This window comes from Tsuneonella flava, from assembly GCF_002870965.1.
Taxonomy (GTDB): Bacteria; Pseudomonadota; Alphaproteobacteria; order Sphingomonadales; family Sphingomonadaceae; genus Tsuneonella; species Tsuneonella flava.
Genome location: NZ_PHSO01000007.1, coordinates 19,993 through 37,348 on the forward strand (window position 1 = coordinate 19,993; position 17,356 = coordinate 37,348).

At 64.1% G+C, this 17,356-nt stretch carries 17 protein-coding genes; 5 read left to right on the plus strand and 12 right to left on the minus strand.

Going from position 1 to position 17,356, the window contains the following annotated elements; genetic code table 11:
• Window positions 1-36 precede the first annotated feature (36 nt).
• From rlxS to CV013_RS12335, 12 genes are all read right to left on the minus strand, one after another.
• Window positions 37-2,013 carry a relaxase/mobilization nuclease RlxS gene (gene rlxS / locus CV013_RS12285; RefSeq protein WP_102155999.1) on the minus strand — a complete coding sequence of 659 codons (1,977 nt, stop codon included), beginning with the start codon at window positions 2,011-2,013 and terminating at the stop codon, window positions 37-39.
• A 291-nt stretch (window positions 2,014-2,304) separates the two neighbouring features.
• A complete protein-coding gene (locus tag CV013_RS15955) occupies window positions 2,305-2,439 on the minus strand; it encodes a hypothetical protein (protein WP_268968803.1) in 135 nt (44 codons plus the stop codon).
• Between the two features lie 210 nt (window positions 2,440-2,649).
• A complete protein-coding gene (locus CV013_RS12290; protein ID WP_102156000.1) occupies window positions 2,650-3,315 on the minus strand; it encodes a lytic transglycosylase domain-containing protein in 666 nt (221 codons plus the stop codon).
• A complete protein-coding gene (locus CV013_RS12295) occupies window positions 3,303-3,902 on the minus strand; it encodes a S26 family signal peptidase (RefSeq protein ID WP_102156001.1) in 600 nt (199 codons plus the stop codon). Before CV013_RS12295 ends, CV013_RS12290 begins: the two co-directional genes overlap by 13 nt.
• Window positions 3,895-4,149 carry a helix-turn-helix transcriptional regulator gene (locus CV013_RS12300; protein WP_102156002.1) on the minus strand — a complete coding sequence of 85 codons (255 nt, stop codon included), beginning with the start codon at window positions 4,147-4,149 and terminating at the stop codon, window positions 3,895-3,897. Before CV013_RS12300 ends, CV013_RS12295 begins: the two co-directional genes overlap by 8 nt.
• A 175-nt stretch (window positions 4,150-4,324) precedes the next feature.
• Window positions 4,325-4,657, minus strand: a complete 333-nt coding sequence (locus tag CV013_RS12305) for a DUF736 domain-containing protein (protein ID WP_030540676.1) — start codon at window positions 4,655-4,657, stop codon at window positions 4,325-4,327.
• 439 nt (window positions 4,658-5,096) lie between these two features.
• The gene (locus CV013_RS12310) at window positions 5,097-5,351 is read right to left on the minus strand and encodes an HNH endonuclease (RefSeq protein WP_102156003.1); all 255 of its coding nucleotides are present in this window, start codon (window positions 5,349-5,351) and stop codon (window positions 5,097-5,099) included.
• A 150-nt stretch (window positions 5,352-5,501) separates the two neighbouring features.
• Window positions 5,502-7,286: a ParB/RepB/Spo0J family partition protein gene (locus tag CV013_RS12315; protein ID WP_102156004.1), complete on the minus strand. Its 1,785-nt coding sequence runs from the start codon at window positions 7,284-7,286 to the stop codon at window positions 5,502-5,504.
• A 102-nt stretch (window positions 7,287-7,388) separates the two neighbouring features.
• The gene (locus tag CV013_RS12320) at window positions 7,389-7,793 is read right to left on the minus strand and encodes a DUF2958 domain-containing protein (RefSeq protein ID WP_102156005.1); all 405 of its coding nucleotides are present in this window, start codon (window positions 7,791-7,793) and stop codon (window positions 7,389-7,391) included.
• Window positions 7,790-8,764 (minus strand): ArdC family protein, encoded by a 975-nt coding sequence (locus tag CV013_RS12325; RefSeq protein WP_102156006.1) that lies wholly within the window; start codon window positions 8,762-8,764, stop codon window positions 7,790-7,792. Before CV013_RS12325 ends, CV013_RS12320 begins: the two co-directional genes overlap by 4 nt.
• Window positions 8,765-9,203: 439 nt before the next feature.
• Window positions 9,204-9,884, minus strand: coding sequence for an RES family NAD+ phosphorylase (locus tag CV013_RS12330; protein ID WP_102156007.1), 681 nt, complete (start codon window positions 9,882-9,884; stop codon window positions 9,204-9,206).
• Between the two features lie 2 nt (window positions 9,885-9,886).
• Window positions 9,887-10,273 (minus strand): MbcA/ParS/Xre antitoxin family protein, encoded by a 387-nt coding sequence (locus CV013_RS12335; RefSeq protein WP_102156008.1) that lies wholly within the window; start codon window positions 10,271-10,273, stop codon window positions 9,887-9,889.
• A gap of 563 nt (window positions 10,274-10,836) precedes the next feature.
• Here CV013_RS12335 and CV013_RS12340 point away from each other — a divergent pair.
• From CV013_RS12340 to CV013_RS12360, 5 genes are all read left to right on the plus strand, one after another.
• On the plus strand, window positions 10,837-11,757 hold the full coding sequence (locus tag CV013_RS12340; protein ID WP_102156009.1) for a HEPN domain-containing protein: 921 nt from the start codon (window positions 10,837-10,839) through the stop codon (window positions 11,755-11,757).
• Entirely contained in the window at window positions 11,729-12,283 is a 555-nt protein-coding gene (locus tag CV013_RS12345) for a hypothetical protein (protein WP_123639964.1), read from the plus strand. Before CV013_RS12340 ends, CV013_RS12345 begins: the two co-directional genes overlap by 29 nt.
• A gap of 450 nt (window positions 12,284-12,733) precedes the next feature.
• Complete coding sequence (locus tag CV013_RS12350; RefSeq protein ID WP_102156011.1) at window positions 12,734-13,297, plus strand: RNA polymerase sigma factor; 564 nt, start codon at window positions 12,734-12,736, stop codon at window positions 13,295-13,297.
• Complete coding sequence (locus tag CV013_RS12355; protein WP_102156012.1) at window positions 13,297-14,310, plus strand: FecR family protein; 1,014 nt, start codon at window positions 13,297-13,299, stop codon at window positions 14,308-14,310. Before CV013_RS12350 ends, CV013_RS12355 begins: the two co-directional genes overlap by 1 nt.
• Before the next feature lie 108 nt (window positions 14,311-14,418).
• Window positions 14,419-17,355, plus strand: coding sequence for a TonB-dependent receptor (locus CV013_RS12360; RefSeq protein ID WP_102156013.1), 2,937 nt, complete (start codon window positions 14,419-14,421; stop codon window positions 17,353-17,355).
• The last annotated feature ends 1 nt before the right edge of the window (window position 17,356 follow it).

The window sequence follows — 17,356 nt, forward strand, 5'->3', positions numbered from 1 at the left end:
AAGGCAGGAAAGTCCCAATGTCTTCCATTCCCTTCACTAAATCGACGGCCCTCCCCGCTGACGTCCAATCGTCCAATTGATGCCGTCCCCTCGCATGATCCCGGTGACCTGTTTGCCGACATGGCGATTGAGGACGGGACGCCAGGGCACGAGCGTAAACTCGCGCGACTTTTCAATCAGCGCGAAGCGCCCCGATGCAAGCTCGATGGGCCGCTGATAGACGCCCTCGATCCGCTCTCCCGATCTGGTCTCCGTATAACGCAATCCGAGCTCATCGGAGAGTTGGCCTGCCACACGGTTCAATTCCCGCCGGCGAAGCGTCTCCAACAGACTCGCCCGGAACAGGATGCGCCCCTGCTCTTCCTGCGCCAGGCCTTCCGCAATCAGCCATTGCCGCCGGCGATCCAGCGCCTCGCGCACATCTCGCCCAAAGCCGGCATCGCGCAATGGATAGGTTTCGCCGCCGACCAGTTGCCGGTCGAGCCAGGTCGCACCGTCGCTGCCTATCTGTTGGTAGAGCGGCAATGATGAAAGGGTGTTGACGATGACGGGTGCTGCCTTCGCCCGCTGCGCCTCGAAGGCCGCTGCCCGTTCGAGATGATCGGCAGCGATGATCCATGTACCATCGGCCTCACGCTCCAGATCCCCCATTGCCTTGCGCATGGCTTCCAGACGCCGAACATGGGTTTCGGCGAAGCTCTGCGAGGCATGGGGATCATGCCGTAAATGGATGTCGACCGAGTAGCGCCCGCCATGGGCCGCAGCGATTTCGGCGACAGTGCGATCCACCATGCGGGCGGCTGTCGATCTGGCCTCAATCCTCACCACCGCACCAGCAGGGATTGCCTCTGTGGCTTCTCCCTTCCCGATATCGACATAACGGCTGCGTCCATCGCTCGCATCGACGATCAGATAGTGACGGTCGTTCATCTCGTCGGACAGACCGCGTTCGACCACCCGTCCGACAATCGGCGTCATGGAAACCGGATCAGCAATGGCATAGTCGGCCGCCGCGCGTTCCAGTCCATGCTCGGTAAAAGCGCGCTGCATCGTGCGGATAATGTCACCGCGCTCGCCCATGCGTCGCAATGTCTCATCCATCCCGTCGGCGAGCCGCCAGCTGCCCGGTGCGATTTCCTCGGCCAGCCCAAGCCGGCCAAGCGTCTGCAGCCTTCCCGCCCGCAAGCCCTGCTGGAAAGGATCGCGGTCGTTTGCCTCCACTACGCGGTCCGGGTCCATGCCGCTCAGCAAACGGCGATCGATGCCTGTCAGCCGTTCCTGTCCGACTTCTTTCTGCAGCCGGTCGGCGATTTCGCGATCGCTTCGCGGGCCGAGATCGAGCGAGACAAGTTCCGCGGCGCGCTCACGCATACCGACCGTCAGATATTCGCGGGCGATGACCAGATCACGGCCACGCTCGTCCTTGCCGCGCACGATGACATGGGTGTGGGGATGACCGGTGTTGAAATGATCGACCGCGACCCAATCGAGGCTGGTGCCGAGGTCCTGTTCCATCTGCGCCATCAGGCGGCGCGTAAGGGCACGCAGATCGTCATAATTCTGACCGTCCTCAGGAGACACGATGAAGCGGAACTGATGGCGGTCACCGGTCTGCCGGTCGAGGAAGTTCCTGCCGTCGGCCTTGTCCTGCTCGGCGGAATAGAGCTGCCCGGGCGCGCCCTCGCGGGTAACCCCGTCGCGCTGGATATAGCGCAGATGCGCACGGGCAGCGTCCATCCCCCTCGCCCGGTCGAGCCGGACGATGCGCGATTTGACCATCACGCGGCGCTGACGGAAGGCCGCGAACCGATCGCGCGAGGCGAGCACCCGGCCCACGCCGACACCGACCCCGGAGCGATTGCCGTGGAAGGCCCCTCGCGGTCCACCGGCAACCTTGATTCCGCCTGCCAGATTGGCGGCCTTGAGCACCTGACTCATATAGCTGCGGCCGCGCCGGATCGGCGTGCTGCGCGGCTTGCCAAGACGCGGTTCGATCTCGTCGTCATGCGACATGGCAGCAATCCGCGATCAGCCCGGATGGCGCCATATAAAAGCGCAGTAATCCAAAGGTTTTAGCGACACATGGCGCTATGGCTTGCCGGATAGCGCCATCGCCGAGCACCGCAAAAAGGATGTGCAGACAAGGAGTTATGGCGAGAAGGCCGCAGGGCATGGCGCCATTTCTTTCATCTTGCCTTACGCCCCCTCCCCCTGACCTCGCGCTCCTCCACCCTTCCCCGTCACCACAGCCAACCATCGACCGAGACGGGAACGACGCCGAACCGGGCCGTTCCCCGGCCCCGATCAGAGGCCTTTCAGATGCTGCTCCAGCTCCCTCAGGGCGGCCTCCTGCTCGGCCTCGATCTGCGCGATCTCCGCGGGATCGTCGTTCCACGCAAGTTCGGCCCGAAGCTCTTCGATATGCTGCTGAAGTTCCATGATCGCCTCCTGATCTCGTAAAGACAGGGGCGGATTCCGGCAGGGAGCAGACCGGGTCAGGGACCGCGAAGCGGCCGCGCGAGCGGCGATGGGGGAGCCGATTTTGCATCAGCAAAATTGGGGGAACCGTCGTCCTTGAGGCGGTCTGCTCCCTGCCGGATACTGGGCAGGCTCGAGCGGATATCACTCCCTCTCCGCATGGCCACACGCTCATTTCCGGTGCTCCGAAGACATGTTCAGAGGCACGAAAATCAGGTTGGCCGGTTCCGAACCGGGCGGCTCTGGCGAAGATTCAATCGTCTTTTCCGCTCCTTCCAGAGCGAAAAACAGCCGCGTTCCCGACAGCATGGCAGGCGGCATTTCCGGCGTTGCGGGTGTCCTTGCAAGCTGCGCAATATAGGCCCGCGTTTCGCCCGGAAGCGGCGTTCGCGAGCGCAAATACTCTGCATAACGGCCGGGGCCTGCATTATAGGCCGCGAACAGGCCGGGATAGCCGAAGCGGTCATACATCGCGCGAAGATAGGCGGTTCCAGCCATGATATTGTCGCGTGTATCGTAAGGGTCGGTGCCAAGACCATGGCGGCGGCGCATCGCGTCCCAGGTGCCGGGCATAAGCTGCATCAGCCCCATCGCGCCTGCAGGACTGGTGATCAGGCGGCCCTTCCAATGCGTCAGTCCGGCACTTTCCGCCTGCATGACGGCGGCAATCCAGGCTTGCGGTATGGCAAAACGCTGCGAGGCTTCGGCAATGATCGGCCGCCAGCGCTCCACTGCCGGAGTGATTTCCAGAACCGGCTCAGGCGTTTGCGCCAGGCTGCCGCACGGCATGACGAGGACCGCCATAAGCGGCGCGGCGAGGCGGATCATCGCAGCCATAGCGGCGTCGCCTTTCCGATCAGCGCATCCTCTTCGACCGGCCCGAAATAGCGCCCGTCGAAGGAATCCGGCGCATCCATGAGCAGCAGAACCCGGCCACCATGGAGCCGCTCGCAACCATTCCACCATGGGAGCGGACGGCCCCGTGTGTCTGCGCTGCGGCGAGCGGCGACCCATAAGCCGTTGATGAAAATATTGCGCCCCAACGCACAGACGTCATCGCCGCTTTCGGCCGCGATGCGCTTGAGCAGGGGCACGTTGGCAGGCAGGTAGCGACGCTTCGCGGCCAGTGCCCGGACGTTGCGCGGTGTCCTTGCCAGCACCATGTCGCCGGTGTGAAGCCGCGCATGGGGATCGATGCGCCAGAGCCCGACCGGAGCGCTCGCCGAAGCGTTCCAGACCAGACGCGGCGCGGGGCGGACGGCAAAATCGAGCACGGCCGCAAGCCCCAGAAGGGCAAGGCCGACCATGCTCGCTGCCAGCGCCGGACGGCGCCGGGCGCGCAGTTGGCGCGCGAGCGGCGGGTCCCATTCGAGCAAGGGCGCAGGCGCGGGGCGCGGCAGGCGAGATGCACGCGGCTTACGCATCGCCCGCCTCCTTTCCGGAGTTCGCGGAATGCAGACCAGCGAGGGTGCGGCGCGACCAGTCGTCGAGGTCGTCGATATGATAATTGACGCGCCCGCCATGCCGCCGGTAGCGCGGCCCCTCGCCCCGCCAGCGCATATTGGCCAGCGTCTTGGCCTGCATGCCGAGATAATGCGCGGCCTGCTTGGCGTTCAGAAACGGGCTGCCCTTGCGGGCCTTTCTGGCCCGGTCGAAAACGTCGTCATCCATATAAGCGATCCTTTCCTGACCCAGGCGGACGGATCGGGACCGCCCACGATGAGGCAGGAAAATGCGGGCGCGTCGCAGCGCCCGGCAGGGTCGATTCCGCGTGCATCGCTTTTCGACCCCCTCGCCGGACAGCGAAGGCCCCGCGCCGATGGGGACGCGGAGCCTCGCGAGGCGATCAGGCGGCTTCGTTGACGATCACCGCCAGCACGTCGTCATCGTCCTGACCGGCAGCGCGGCCGAGATTGGCGTAGATCGGCCATTGTGCGATCTGCGGATGGAAGATGCGCAGCGAGATATAGGGCTTGCCGGTCTCGCGCGAGGTCTTGACCCAGCCCGCGCCCAGCTCGTTCGCGCCGCTGAAGATGCGGAAGTCGGGCTGGCGTTCATGCGCCTTGGCGGGGTTGGGGACGATCTCGATGCCGACCGGATTGCGGCGTCCGAGCAGCGCGATTGACCCACGCATTTCGTTGGTTTCGGGGTTGCGGGAAACGATACCGAGAGTGGACATGGAATGCTCCTTCATCTGTTCGCCGGAGCCGATCCCCGGCGATACCGGGACCGTGATGGGCGCGGGAGAAGGGCCGCACCCAAAGGGCCGCAGCGCAGCGAAGGACCGGGCTGGCCGGGCTATTTTGGAGCGAAGCGGGCGCGAGGAGCCGCGTTTACGCGGCGGGGAAAATAGGCCGGCCAGGCTGGTTGCGCGGCCTTGGCCCACGCCCATAGGTCGACGAGGCAGCCGGGGCCGCTTCCGGCCCTATCAGGATGCGGGGCAGTGCCTGAATCGCGCCGGTTGTTCCCGAACATGAGCCTGAAACCTGTGCGTATGGATCGCGAATACTCGGTTTCCACCCCATCCGGCACCCAGACAATGCCACGCCGGGAAGCACCTGCAGCGCCGGGATGGTCGTCAAGTGGCAGCGGCGAACAGGGCCGTGCGGGCTAACCGCCTAGCGCGGAAGCTGGTAGCGAATTCGCAGGGTCGCGCCCTGCCCCGATGGCGGCGTATGGACGATCTGATCGCCGCCGCGCGTCGCTGCGCGCATAACCGAACAGTAAGCCGGCATGCGGTGATCGGGGCCGGGATAGCCACCGACATTGCGATGCAGTTCGCCGGAAATCACTTCGAGAAAAGCAAGGCCGCGCGCTTCTGCCCTCGCAATCTGACGCTCCAGTTCGATGCGGAATTCTTCACTTTTCGGCATAGGCTCTCCCCGTGCCCTGGCGATAGGGCAAAGCCCTGCCGGACAAAACACATGCCGCCCGCGCGAAATCCGAAGGATGCGCGGGCGGCAATTTTTCTAGCGGTCGCAGCAACGAAGCCGGGGGCAGCGATGCGCTGCCCCCTTGCCAGGTTATTCCGCTGCAATGGCGTAAGGATCGATCTGCGGCATCGGCACTGGCAGGCCTTTGATGAGCGGCTCGACCTGCTTCCATTTCGCCAGTGTCGCAAATGGCCTGACCGTATAGCTGCTGGCCGGGAAACGCAGCCATTTGGGCACCCAGCCCTCAACCGGTTGACGGCCATTGGCACCGTGCAGGCAATCACGGATGATCGCCTTTTGCGTCTTCACCTTTTCCGCGACATTGCCGTCCGCGATTCCCTTGCCCGCCACTTCGCGCAGCAGCGCGTTGGCCACCTGCCGGTCGCGGATGAGATCGAACAGTGCGTCGTCCGGCGTCCAGAAGCGCGCCATATCCACCTTCAGATAGCTGCCGACCGCTTCGACGATGGCGCTGCCCGCCTGCATCGTCTCGCCCATAACCACGGCGAGGATCGCCATCACGTCATGATCGCCAAGGCTGATGAGCCGCGAGAAGATTGCTGCGAGATCGTCGCCGCTTCCGGTTACATTGGGCGCGTCGGGCGGTAAATCCAGCAGAGCCAGAACCATGCGGCGTTTCTCGTCGAACAGCGTTTCCGCAGCGCTGGTTTCGACGCTTGTCGCAATGGCTTCATTGCGGACATGCTGATCCTCCACCCGCACATTCCAGAGCGGCGAACCGGCAATGACATGGGCGACCATCAGCCGAAGCGCGATGGCGGGGTGATCGGTCAGCATGGCCCGCGCGGCGGCGTGGCGGTGCAGATCGATATAGGTCTGCAAGGGACCGGTCGTCTCGCTGCGCTGGTCGCGCGCCGCCTGCCGGTCGGCTTCGGTCGCTCCGCAACGCGCTTCGAGCGCGCGGGCTTTCTTCGCGTCCCGGCCCGACAGCCAGCCTTCATGGCATTCGACTTCGCCCTGATGGCTAATGCTGATGAAGACCTTGCCGCCCTTGTCTCTGGGCGTGCGCTCATATTCCCATGAATGGAAATATTGCCCCGGCTCCATCACCTCAACCTCGCCCCAGCCCTCGGCCAGAAAGGCGCCGCGCTTCGCTGCGATGGCGGCATTCTGCGCGCGCCAGAACTGGTCGCTGTCGGCGAATATACCATCCTCCCCGAAGAGGTCGGCAATGATCCGCCCCTTGTAGGTTTCGAGCGGAAACAGGGCGTGTTTCGTGGGAATCGACACGCCGCCAAACAGCCATGACTTGAGCTGGTGCCCGGTCGGGCAATAATCGTCCTCACTGTCGAACAGCGCCAGCCATGCCTTCTGCTGCGCCTTGGTGGCGAGCGTCAGATGGCGAATGCTGGCGGCGTTGATCTCGCCTTCGCGATAGAGAGTGCGGATGCGGGGCAGCAGATTGCCGAGCGCCAGAACGCGGCGGACATGAAGATCGGTCAGCCCGAAGGTCTGGGCGATCTGTTCGACGCTGCGCTCTTCTTTCTGGATCAACCAGGTAAAGCTTTCCCATTGCGCCACCTCGTCGGGATCAAGACGGGCAATATTCTCGATCAGCGAGGCTTCGAGCGCGGCGGCATCGTCGCCTGCTTCCATGATCGCGCATGGGAGCGCGTCGGCCTCCCCGCTTTCCTTGGCTGCAAGTGTCGCGGCATGGAAGCGCCGCGCTCCGGCGATAATGGCGAACATGCCGGGCCTGCCCTCGTCTTCGCCCGCGCGCACGATCAGGGGCACGATAACGCCGCGCGCCTTCACCGTGGCGAGAATGTCGGACACGTCGGGCGGCTTTGTCCCGTGCCGCATATTGGTCTTGCTGACGAACAGCTTGCCAAGATCGATATTTGCCAGTTGCATGAGAATTCACTCCTTTTATTGGGGGTGGACCGGCTGCATCCGCTGCGTCTTGCAAGGGCTCGCGGGGGCAGCCGGGATAAGCGCCTTCAAGAGCGGCGCGACTCATCCGTGCGGGTTTGCCCGGAATTGCGTGGGGTCGAGGCCAAGCGAAATGGCGGCCTCGGACAGCCAGCGTTCGCGCTCGACGATGCGGCCTTTCAGCCTTGCGGCTTCGGCATAGACAACGAGCGGGAAGCGGGTGGAAAAGGTGAGGTCACGCTCGATCTGGCACCCATAGGGAAGCCGCAAGGCTTCGATCTCGGCGAGACTGAACGAACCGAGTTCCGGGCATCCGAAACCGAGGTCGGCAAGCCCGAACAGCGTGTCGCCATCGGCATCGAGTTCCGAGGCCAGCCACCTGGCCGCGCCCACTGGATTGAAGAGTTTGAGCAGCGGCACCTGTTGCGCACCGCGCGCCTCGCCCTGTGCCAGCAAGCGGCGGCGAAGATCGTCGGAAGCCAAGATCATGCCGCCTGCCTCCCCAGCTCATCGCCAGTCATCGCCTCGCCGTGGCCAAGGATATAGTCTGCCGCCTTGCTCGCCTGCCCCGCCGCGCGGAAGATCGCGCGATTGTCTTCGCGCAGCACTTCGAGCCACGATCCGACATAATCGGCGTGTCGCACGGTCGGCGCGATCCCCAAGGCAGCGCAGATGAACGCAGCGGAAATCTCGGCGCACAATTCCTCGCGCGCATAGGCTTTGGAGCCGAACCGGCCGGACAGGTCGCGACCGAGCCGGTGCCCTGCCCCGCTCCAGTGCGAGAGTTCATGAAAGGCGGTGCGGTAGAAATTCACCCGATCGCGAAAGGCGGGTTGCGGCGGCACCGCGACATAATCGCCGCTGGGCGAATAATAGGCCTGCGCGCCGCCGATGCGGAAATCCGCACCCGTTGCCGCGATCAGGGCCTCGGCATGGGGGATGATTTCACGTTCGGGCAAAGGTGCGTTCTGCGTGACCAGCCCCTCGCGCAAGCCTTCGCACTGCGCGACATTGAAGACGGTAAAGCGTTTCAGGAACGGCACCGCGCGGGCGTCGTCTCCGCTCTCATGGGCGCGCACTTTCTCCGCTTCGGGAATGAAGCGGTCGGCATAGACTACGGTCACGCCCCTCTCGCCCTTGCGCACCGCCCCGCCTGCCTGCAGCGCCTGCCGAAAGGTAAGCCAGTTTTGTGAGGGATAGCCCATACTGATCGCAGCGCCCCAGAGCAGCAGCACATTGATGCCCGAATAGGCCCTTGCGGTGAGCGCATTAACGGGAAGGCCCGGTCCGCCGCACCGGCTGGAATCCCAAGGTTGAACCCATGGGAAGCGACCGGCTTCCAGCTGTGCGATGATCTTCGCGGTCACCTCGTCGTAAAGGTTGACGCGCGTCTGCGCTGCTTCCTGACGATCCTTGTTGCCGACCTCGCCGCCTGCACGGCGCTTGCGGGAAACTCCCATGATCTGCCTCCTTCACTGGCCAAAACCCGCCGCAGTTCCCGCCGGGCGTGGCGGGTGGGCGGCAGAAGCGACCGGAAAGGCCCGCGCGAAGCGGCGGGCGGCACCCAAGCCCAGGCCCCCGGCGCGGGCACGCGACGGGGCGGGCACAGGGGCGAAACGAAGTGGAGCAGCCCAGCGCAAGCGCCAGGCTTGCCGCCGGCCGCGGCGGGCCTAGGAGGAAGCGCCGACCACCCGGCACGCCCAGAGGGACTGCCCAAAAGTGGCGCCGGCGCGCAGCCTGCGCGCGCCGCCTACAGACCGGGTCCGCATGCGGACCCGGCACGCGTCAGCGATCGTCACCTCTGGCCGTGACGGCATCGCCGGCCCGGTGGCGCCGCAGCGTCAGCAAGGCGGCATAGAGCGCGGTCGCCCGCCCGGCGGGCGAGACGCCATGACCTGTTCAGTCCAGGCTTTTCTTCTCATAGATGGTGGAAATGACGCGACCATCCCAGACATAGCAGAGATGACGTTCCTGCCGACAATTCGACAGGAGCCGAGGCCGGAAGACGGCTGCGCACTCCCCGCTTTCATCCCGTACGCTCCTATAAACGACGCCATCTGATCCGGCGTCACGCAAGGCTCGCCCCAGTTCCTGGGAGACAGCATAGCTTGTAGGGTGATAATAGGCGGGATAGCTGTCGCGCATCGCGCGGATATCGTGAAGATCGGCGTCAAGGTCGACGGCATAGACCCGCATGTCGATCTCCTGTGCCGGCTCTTGGGTCGCTTCCAAAAAGCGCGTGCGATGATGCCTGGTTTCCGCGATCGCGGTCTCGATGGTCAAACTGGCATAGAATACGCCGTAGCTGCCGTCAGTGAAACGATCGCCTGCCGGATTGAGGTGGGTGAAGGCAGCCATGATCGGCGAGGTGCCCGGCCCCGCCACACGGTCCTCGACCGGCACCAAAGTCAGTTCTCCCACCTCCTCGCGCAGACGATCATTGGTCATCGCCTCGATCCGGAACACCGCCTCAAGGTCGGCCGGATCAGCGACGGCCTCGAATAATCCGATCGGCGGAAAACGGCTCGGGATGATCCGGTAGCAGGGTTGCCAACGGACGGCGGAGACAGGAATGTTCACGATCAGCCGCGCTGCGCGTCGATATACTGGCGTACCACATAGAGGTCTGCGACATTGCCCGAGGACATCCGGTCGAGCGCTGAACGCCCAGCGAAGATCGGGGCCGTGTTGGGCTTTCGCACCCACTCGTCCGCCGTTTTGGGCAAGAGAATATGGAGCCCCTTGTAGATGCCCATGACGTAGGAAATGCGCTCAAGCGCATCCTTTGAAAGGGCAGCAATAGCGCCACGTTTCCAGGCCTGCAGCGTAGACCGGCTGTCGAGACCAAGCAGTCGCATCTGCTCCTGCTCCTTCAGCCCCCAGGCATCGGCGATGCGGAAGAAGGTCCGCAGCGCAGGACCGGTAAGGTCCTTACGATCCTTTGCTTTGACGACAGACGCGACAGCCATGATGCCTTGTCTCCTTACATGGCGAATATGTGTATATTGTGAACATATGTCAATGTCAGGCGTGTAATGTAATCAATAGCTCGTGGCTAACCCATCATATGCCGGGACTGAACAACCAAGAAGGAATGCCGCCCACAGACTGGGGCGGCCTCGCACACGACAGCGATCGTCACCTGCGGCCGGGACGGCGTGGCCGGCCCGGTGGCGCCGCCGCGTCAGCAAGGTGGCATAGAGCGCGGTGCCCGCCCGGGCGGGCGAGACGCCATGACCATGGAACAGGTCGCCGCCATCTCAAAACAAGTGTTCTGCAACAGTGGCAACCATGACGCCTGCACAACTGATCTGCAGCTCGCTCTCACTGGAATCGCTGGCGCTTCCCTTCTACGAAACAAACCGCCACACTGGCCCTGGCTCTGCCCGGGTGGCCGACGCTGTGTCCAGGCGGCTTCCGCTAAGGGCGTCGGCGGTTGTTTCCAAGCGACTTCTCAACGCCCGGGCGGAGCTATCCATTGAGCCGCGAAGTCTTAAGCTATATGCTTGGAGTATTCGCCGATAGGACAAGTATGCGCGTCGATCTCGATCACCTTCCCGAAGTACAGCAAGCCGAGCTCGCACGCGTCCGCGAGACGTTGATGGCTGAATTCTCACAGGCGATTTCGGGGGCGACGCAGCCGTGGAAGCGCAACGGGCGCATTCTCAAGATCATTCTGTTCGGCAGCTATGCGCGCGACGATTGGGTCGATGAGCCGGAGAACGGGTATCAGTCGGATTTCGATCTGCTGATCATCGTCAATCACGACAGCCTGACCGACATTGCCGACTATTGGTACATCGCCGAGGACAAAATCCTGCATGACCCGGCGATCGGCCGCCCGGTCAACATCATCGTCCACACGCTGCAGGAGGTGAACCAGGCGCTCGAACGCGGCGAGTATTTCTGGGTCGATATCGTCCGCGACGGCATAGTGGTCTATGAACTGCCGAACCACGCTCTGGCAGCGCCGAAGCCGCTGGCGCCGATGGACGCCTATCAAATGGCTTTTGGGTATTTTGAGGATTGGATCGCGAAGATAGATAGCGCGATAAAGGGTGCGGAATTCTATCGACGCGAAGGAGAGATAAAGGATTGCGCGTTCACCCTTCACCAAGCAACGGAACGCGCTTATATTTGCTTCCTTCTCGCGCAAACGCTCTACTTCCCGCGCTCGCACAACATCAAATTCCTGCGCTCACTCGCGGAGGACAAAGAGCCCCGCCTGATTGACGCATGGCCACGCGAGACGCGATTGGACAGGCGGCGCTTCGAATTGCTTAAGCGCGCCTATGTCGAAGCGCGGTATTCAGCGAGCTATGTGATTGACGCCGAGGACTTGGATGCGGTGGCTTCATCGGTGAAGCAGCTTCGCGATATCGTTGAAACGCTATGCCACGAGCGTTTGGCGCTGCTTCGCGCCGATGCAGGTATCCCTGATGGCGGCCCCTAGGATATATCCGCGCTTGCGGGCCGAATTGAAGGAAAAGGCGCGCACGATTATCTCGCGTGACCGTGCGGCGCGCAAACATGGCTGGTCACAGAATACGATCGGCGAGATCGAGCGAGCGCTGGTCGATGCCTTTATTCTTGGACGCGACGGCGGCGAACCGGTCTTCGCGGCCCAGCCGAAAGACCGTCTCGATTGGGAAGAGATACCACCGCGCGGTCGGAGCTTGCTTACCAGCCTCAGCTTCCGGCCGGGGCCCGAAGGCCCGCATACGCCGATCGGTGTGCGTCGACTGATCGTGGACGGACGCGAGCGATGGGCAATTGTCAGGGCGAATGGTGATCTGGAAGATCGAACCGTCGCGTCGGGCAGCGTCAATCCTCTGCTCCGGTTGAAGCTCCTCATTGTGAGCGAGGATGATCCCGACTTCGCATCGATGACCGAGTTGGGAAGTCGCAGCTGCGCGCAATATTGGCGGAGGCGAGAGGAGAACGACCCCTGCCTTCCCAAGGAGAGCCTGCGCTACTGAGATTTACCGAACGGCGGGATCAGCGGAATACGCGCAAGCGAGATCATGAACCCATCGCCCCGCCGATGGCCTCCCGCGAGGGTGCTTTCATGTGGACGCTGCTTGCGGGTTTGTGACTGCCATGCCGCATTTTCCCCGACATTATGGTTGGTTGATCAGCCACGGCTTGCAGTCTGGCAAAGGCGGTATAGTCTTATAGCGCGCCGCGATGAAGGCGGCGCCGAGGCGTGAGAACCTCGCTTGGGACAAGTCATCGGTTGCTTGCTGCGGCCGGGTGGTCGGCGTGCATGTCCAGGCCGTGCACGGCTAAAGGCGTCGGCGCGTGTTTTCCCAAGCACGTTCTCATCACCCGGCTTTATAAAGGCCGAGCCTCGCAAGTGGAGGCCGGTCGATGGAGAAAACTGCAGGTTTCGATTGTCTGGTGGGGCGGCGTTGCCGCCCGGGCCTGACATGCGGGTGAACCCGACCGAGACCGAGCGCCTTGACGCGGCGGCAGCGGATGCCGCTGACGAGGAGGCTCGGCAGGCGGCGGATGTGGCGGCGCTCTATGAGGCCGAGGCGCCGCGCTTGTGGCGGTTCTTTCGGCGGCGCGCGACCAGTCCCGATGAAGCCCAGGACCTCGTCCACGAGACTTTCACCCGAGCACTTGGGCAAGGTCGGCAAACGAAGGTCCGCAATCCCGGCGGCTATCTGACGCGCATTGCCCAGAACCTTCTGCGCGACCAGGCGAAGATCGCGCGGCGGCGTTCGGCAAATCTGCACGTTTCCGCCGACGACGATCTTCCCGCTGCAACCGACCCGATTCATTTGCTCGAGGTGCGCGACATGCTTGACCGGCTGGACCTTGCCATGCTGGAGCTTCCCGACACCACACGGGAGGTTTTCATGGCCCACCGCCTCGAAGGGCTCACTTACGCCGAGATCGCCGGACGCACCGGCCTCACAATCAAACAAGTCGAAAAGGCCATCGCTCGCGCCATGGTCGCACTCGACCGCACGCTCGGTCCGCGCTGATGGCTCCGCCCCCGCCGGGAGCTTCGCCGGACGACGACGCACGCCTTGCTGCCGCCGAATGGTTCGCACGGATGCGCGGGCCCGATGCCGAGCGCCATCGCGCCGAATTCAAGGCCTGGTATCACGTCGATCCCGCCCATGCCGCCGCCTATGACCGGATGGGGCTGCGCTGGGATCAGGGCGGGCTCGTCGGACACACGCCCACCGGACAGGCGCGGCAGGGATTGCCCAAGGCGCCGGGACGGCGCGTTCCGCTCCGCGCGCTGGCCCTCGCCGCATCGGTCGCCGCGATCCTGATACTCGGCGCGGTGCTGCTTTCTGCGCGGGACACGCTGCCGAGTGGGGATCCAGGCACGCAAATCGTCGCCAGCGACACCCTCGAAACCCCGCGCGGCGATATCCGCCGTGTGGCGCTCGCCGACGGCTCGGTGGTCACGCTCGACAGCGATAGCCGCATCGCTATCGCCTTCACCCCCGGCGAGCGGCGATTGCGCCTGATTGCCGGCCGCGCGCGCTTCGAAGTCGCGCATGATGCCGACCGTCCCTTCATCGTCGCGGCAGGTGGCGGCGAAGTCGTCGCCACCGGGACGCAGTTCGACGTCTCGCTGATTGGCGGTCGGCCGCACGTGCGGCTGTTTGAAGGTTCGGTCGAAGTGCGCCGACCGGAGTCCGGAGCAACAAGTGATGCCGCTACCCCTGCTGTCCGATTGAAACCGGGGCAGATGGCTTTGGTAGATAGACCCGTGCCGCCCGAAACCGCACCAGTGGCGGGCGAGCGCTGGGTTTCCGGGACGCTCAGCTTCGAAAACGCGTCGCTTGAGAGCGTGCTCGCCGAAGCTAATCGCTACACCGTCCACCAGGTCCGGCTCGGCGATCCCTCTCTCGGCAGGTTGCGCTTCACCGGGGGCTTTCGCGCGGGCGATCCCGACCAGCTGGCCCAGGCGCTGGCCTCTGGCTTCGGGCTGCGCGTGCAGCCCGATTCTGAGGGTGATCCGGTGCTGGTCCGCCCCTAGCCGGGGAGGCATCTCAAAAAAATTTCGCGTGACCCGGGGGAAACCCCCGCCGCTGTCGTCAGGCACCCCAAGCGATCCGCATGGTGCGGGCGCGGAGGAGACAGCGGCATGGGGCATGGCGGATATCATTTGGCTCAGATGGGAATTTCAGCGGTCGCGCTGTGCATGGCGATGCCCGCCTGCGCACAAAGCGCCGAGCGGCAGCATTACGACTTGCCTGCACAGGACCTCGCGCGCTCGGTCCGTGCCGTGGCCGATCAATCGAGCGCGACGATCGTGGCATCTGCCGACCTTCTTGCGGGTCTACGCGCGCCCGCGCTGCGCGGTGAATTCACCCCCGAGCAGGCGCTGGCCCGGCTGATCGCCGGCACGCCCCTGCGGGTCACGGGCGTTGGGGACGCCCTCGTCCTCCAGCGTGTCCCTACCGATCGCACCCAGGACGCGGCGGCACCGGGTGCCGGTGACAGCGAAATCGTCGTCACCGGCACCCGCATTCGCGGGCGCGCACCCGCTGGCGCCGCGGTCACCACGATCGATCGCAACGATATCGAGCAGAGCGGATATGCAACCACGCAGCAAATTCTCCAGGCGCTGCCGCAGAATTTCGGCGGCGGCCCGAACGAGACCACAGCCGCGACGGCGCGCAACGGAGCCGATGCCAATACAAGCTATGGTTCGGGCATCAATCTTCGCGGGCTCGGCCCGTCCTCGACGCTCGTCCTGCTCGACGGCGAGCGTCCTCCCATGGCAGGGATCGCGGGCATCTTCACCGATCTCTCGATGATCCCTGTGAGCGCGATCAAGCGGATCGAGGTCCTACCCGACGGCGCTTCGGCACTTTATGGCTCCGACGCGGTCGCAGGCATGGTTAATATCATCCCGCGCACCGGCTTTCGGGGCCTTGCAGCAAATGTTCGCTACGGTCTTGGCGACGGCGTGGATGAATGGCAGGCGAGCGCGCTTGCCGGCACGCGCTGGGCGACTGGCCATGCAATGATCGCCTATGAATATTACCACCGCAGCCGCCTTGCCGCCACCGATCGCGCTTATGTCAGCGAGGATCTGCGTCACTATGGTTTGGGCGACTATCGCACAGCCGCGGGTGTTCCCGGAACCATCACTGCCGGCGGGCAGCACTTCGGCATCCCCGCCGGGCAGGACGGGACGGCACTTGAGCCTAGCGCCCTGATCGCAGGCCAGGTCAATGTTTCCGATCGCTATGCCGGTGCGGACATCCTGCCAAGCCAGGCCCGCCATGCAGTCTTTGCGAACTTCGTGCAGGAAATCGGCGCGAATGTCGAACTGCACGGTCAGGCGCTGTTCGGCGATCGGCGCTACGACGTGCGTCGTCCGACGTCGCGCAATGCGCTGACCCTCACCGTTCCGGTCACCAACCCCTTCTATGTCGACCCGCTGGGCACCAACGGGCCGGTGCAGGTCGCCTATAATTTTCTGAACGATATTGGTCCGGAGAGCGGGCGAGGATACAGCCAGGCCGTCGGCGCTTCGCTCGGCGCCGATGTGCAGCTCCGCTCGTGGACAGTCACTCTCGGCGCCACCTACGGTCAGCAACGGAACGGTCTCACCGTCTACAACCTCGTCAACACCGCACGCGCGGCAGTTGCGCTCACCGACACCGATCCCACGAGCGCGCTCAATCTCTTTGGAGATGGCAGCTCCAACAACCCGGCTACGATCGATTTCATCCGAGGTACGCTAACCAGCGGCGGACGCTATCACGTTTGGTCGTTCCAGCTGCGCGGCGAAGGGCCGCTGCTTGCCTTGCCGGCGGGCGATGTCCGGCTGGCGCTCGGCGCGGAGCATAGACGTGAGCGCTACACCAGCGATCCGGCCGGGCTCGATATCACCAGCCTCACGCCGAGCGTGTCGACGAGTTCGGCTTTTAGCGGATCGCGCGAGGTAACCGCAGCCTATGCCGAACTCGCAGTGCCGCTGTCGGACTTTGACGGCGGCGGGCTCGCGATCGGGCGTCTCGATGCCTCCGCCGCGCTGCGCGGCGAACGCTACGCGGGGATCGGCGACACCTTCAACCCCAAATTCGGTCTGTCCTGGCAGCCGGTGGACGCACTGAGACTGCGGGGGACCTGGGGCACCTCGTTCCGCGCGCCGAGCTTCCTCGACTTGCGTCAGGATTCGGGGTCCACTAGCTATTTTGCCTATCCGCTGCCCGACCCGGCCGCAGTGGGCGGGGTGACCAACGCGCTGATCCTGCGCGGTAACGACCCCGATCTCGGCCCCGAACGCGCGACGAGCTGGACTGCGGGGCTCGACGTCTGCCCCGATACCAGCCGAGGCTTTTCCGCAGCGCTGACCTATTTCAACATCTCCTATCGCGACCGGATCGTGAATCCCTCTTCGGCGCTGTTCAGCTTCTTCACCAACCGCGATGTCTACGCGCCGATCATCGACGACAGTCCCGACCCGGCGGCGGTCGCCGATTATTATGCCAGCCCCTATTTCCTGCCGCTGACGCCGATACCGGCAAGTGCCGTTACTGCGGTGGTCGATGCGCGAACCCAAAATCTCGCGTCGCAACGTCTGTCCGGTCTCGATTTTGATGTTGCGTACCGGCTCCCCTTTTCCGAAGGCGCAGCGGAATTGGGCATCAGCGGAAGCTATCTGATCGATTTCCGGCAGAAGCTGACGGTCGACGCACCGTCGATCGCGCTCGTCGATACGATCGGCAATCCGCCCGATCTTCGCCTGCGCGGGCGCGCGACGGTATCGAGTGGCGGCATCGGCGCCGCGGTCTTCGCCAATTATGTTGACGGCTACGCCAACAATGCGAGTGCGACCGCGACGCCGGTCGACAGCTGGCTGACCATCGACCTGCAAATGGAGTATGAGACCGAAAGCGATTTTGTTGTCCCAGGCGTCTCGCTCGCACTGAGCGTCACCAATTTGTTCGACCGCGCCCCCCCGCGCACCGCCTATCTGCTCGGCACGACCACGGTCGGCTATGATGTCGAGAATGCCAGTCCGCTCGGACGGATCGTTACGCTGCAGCTGAGCAAGCAATGGTGAG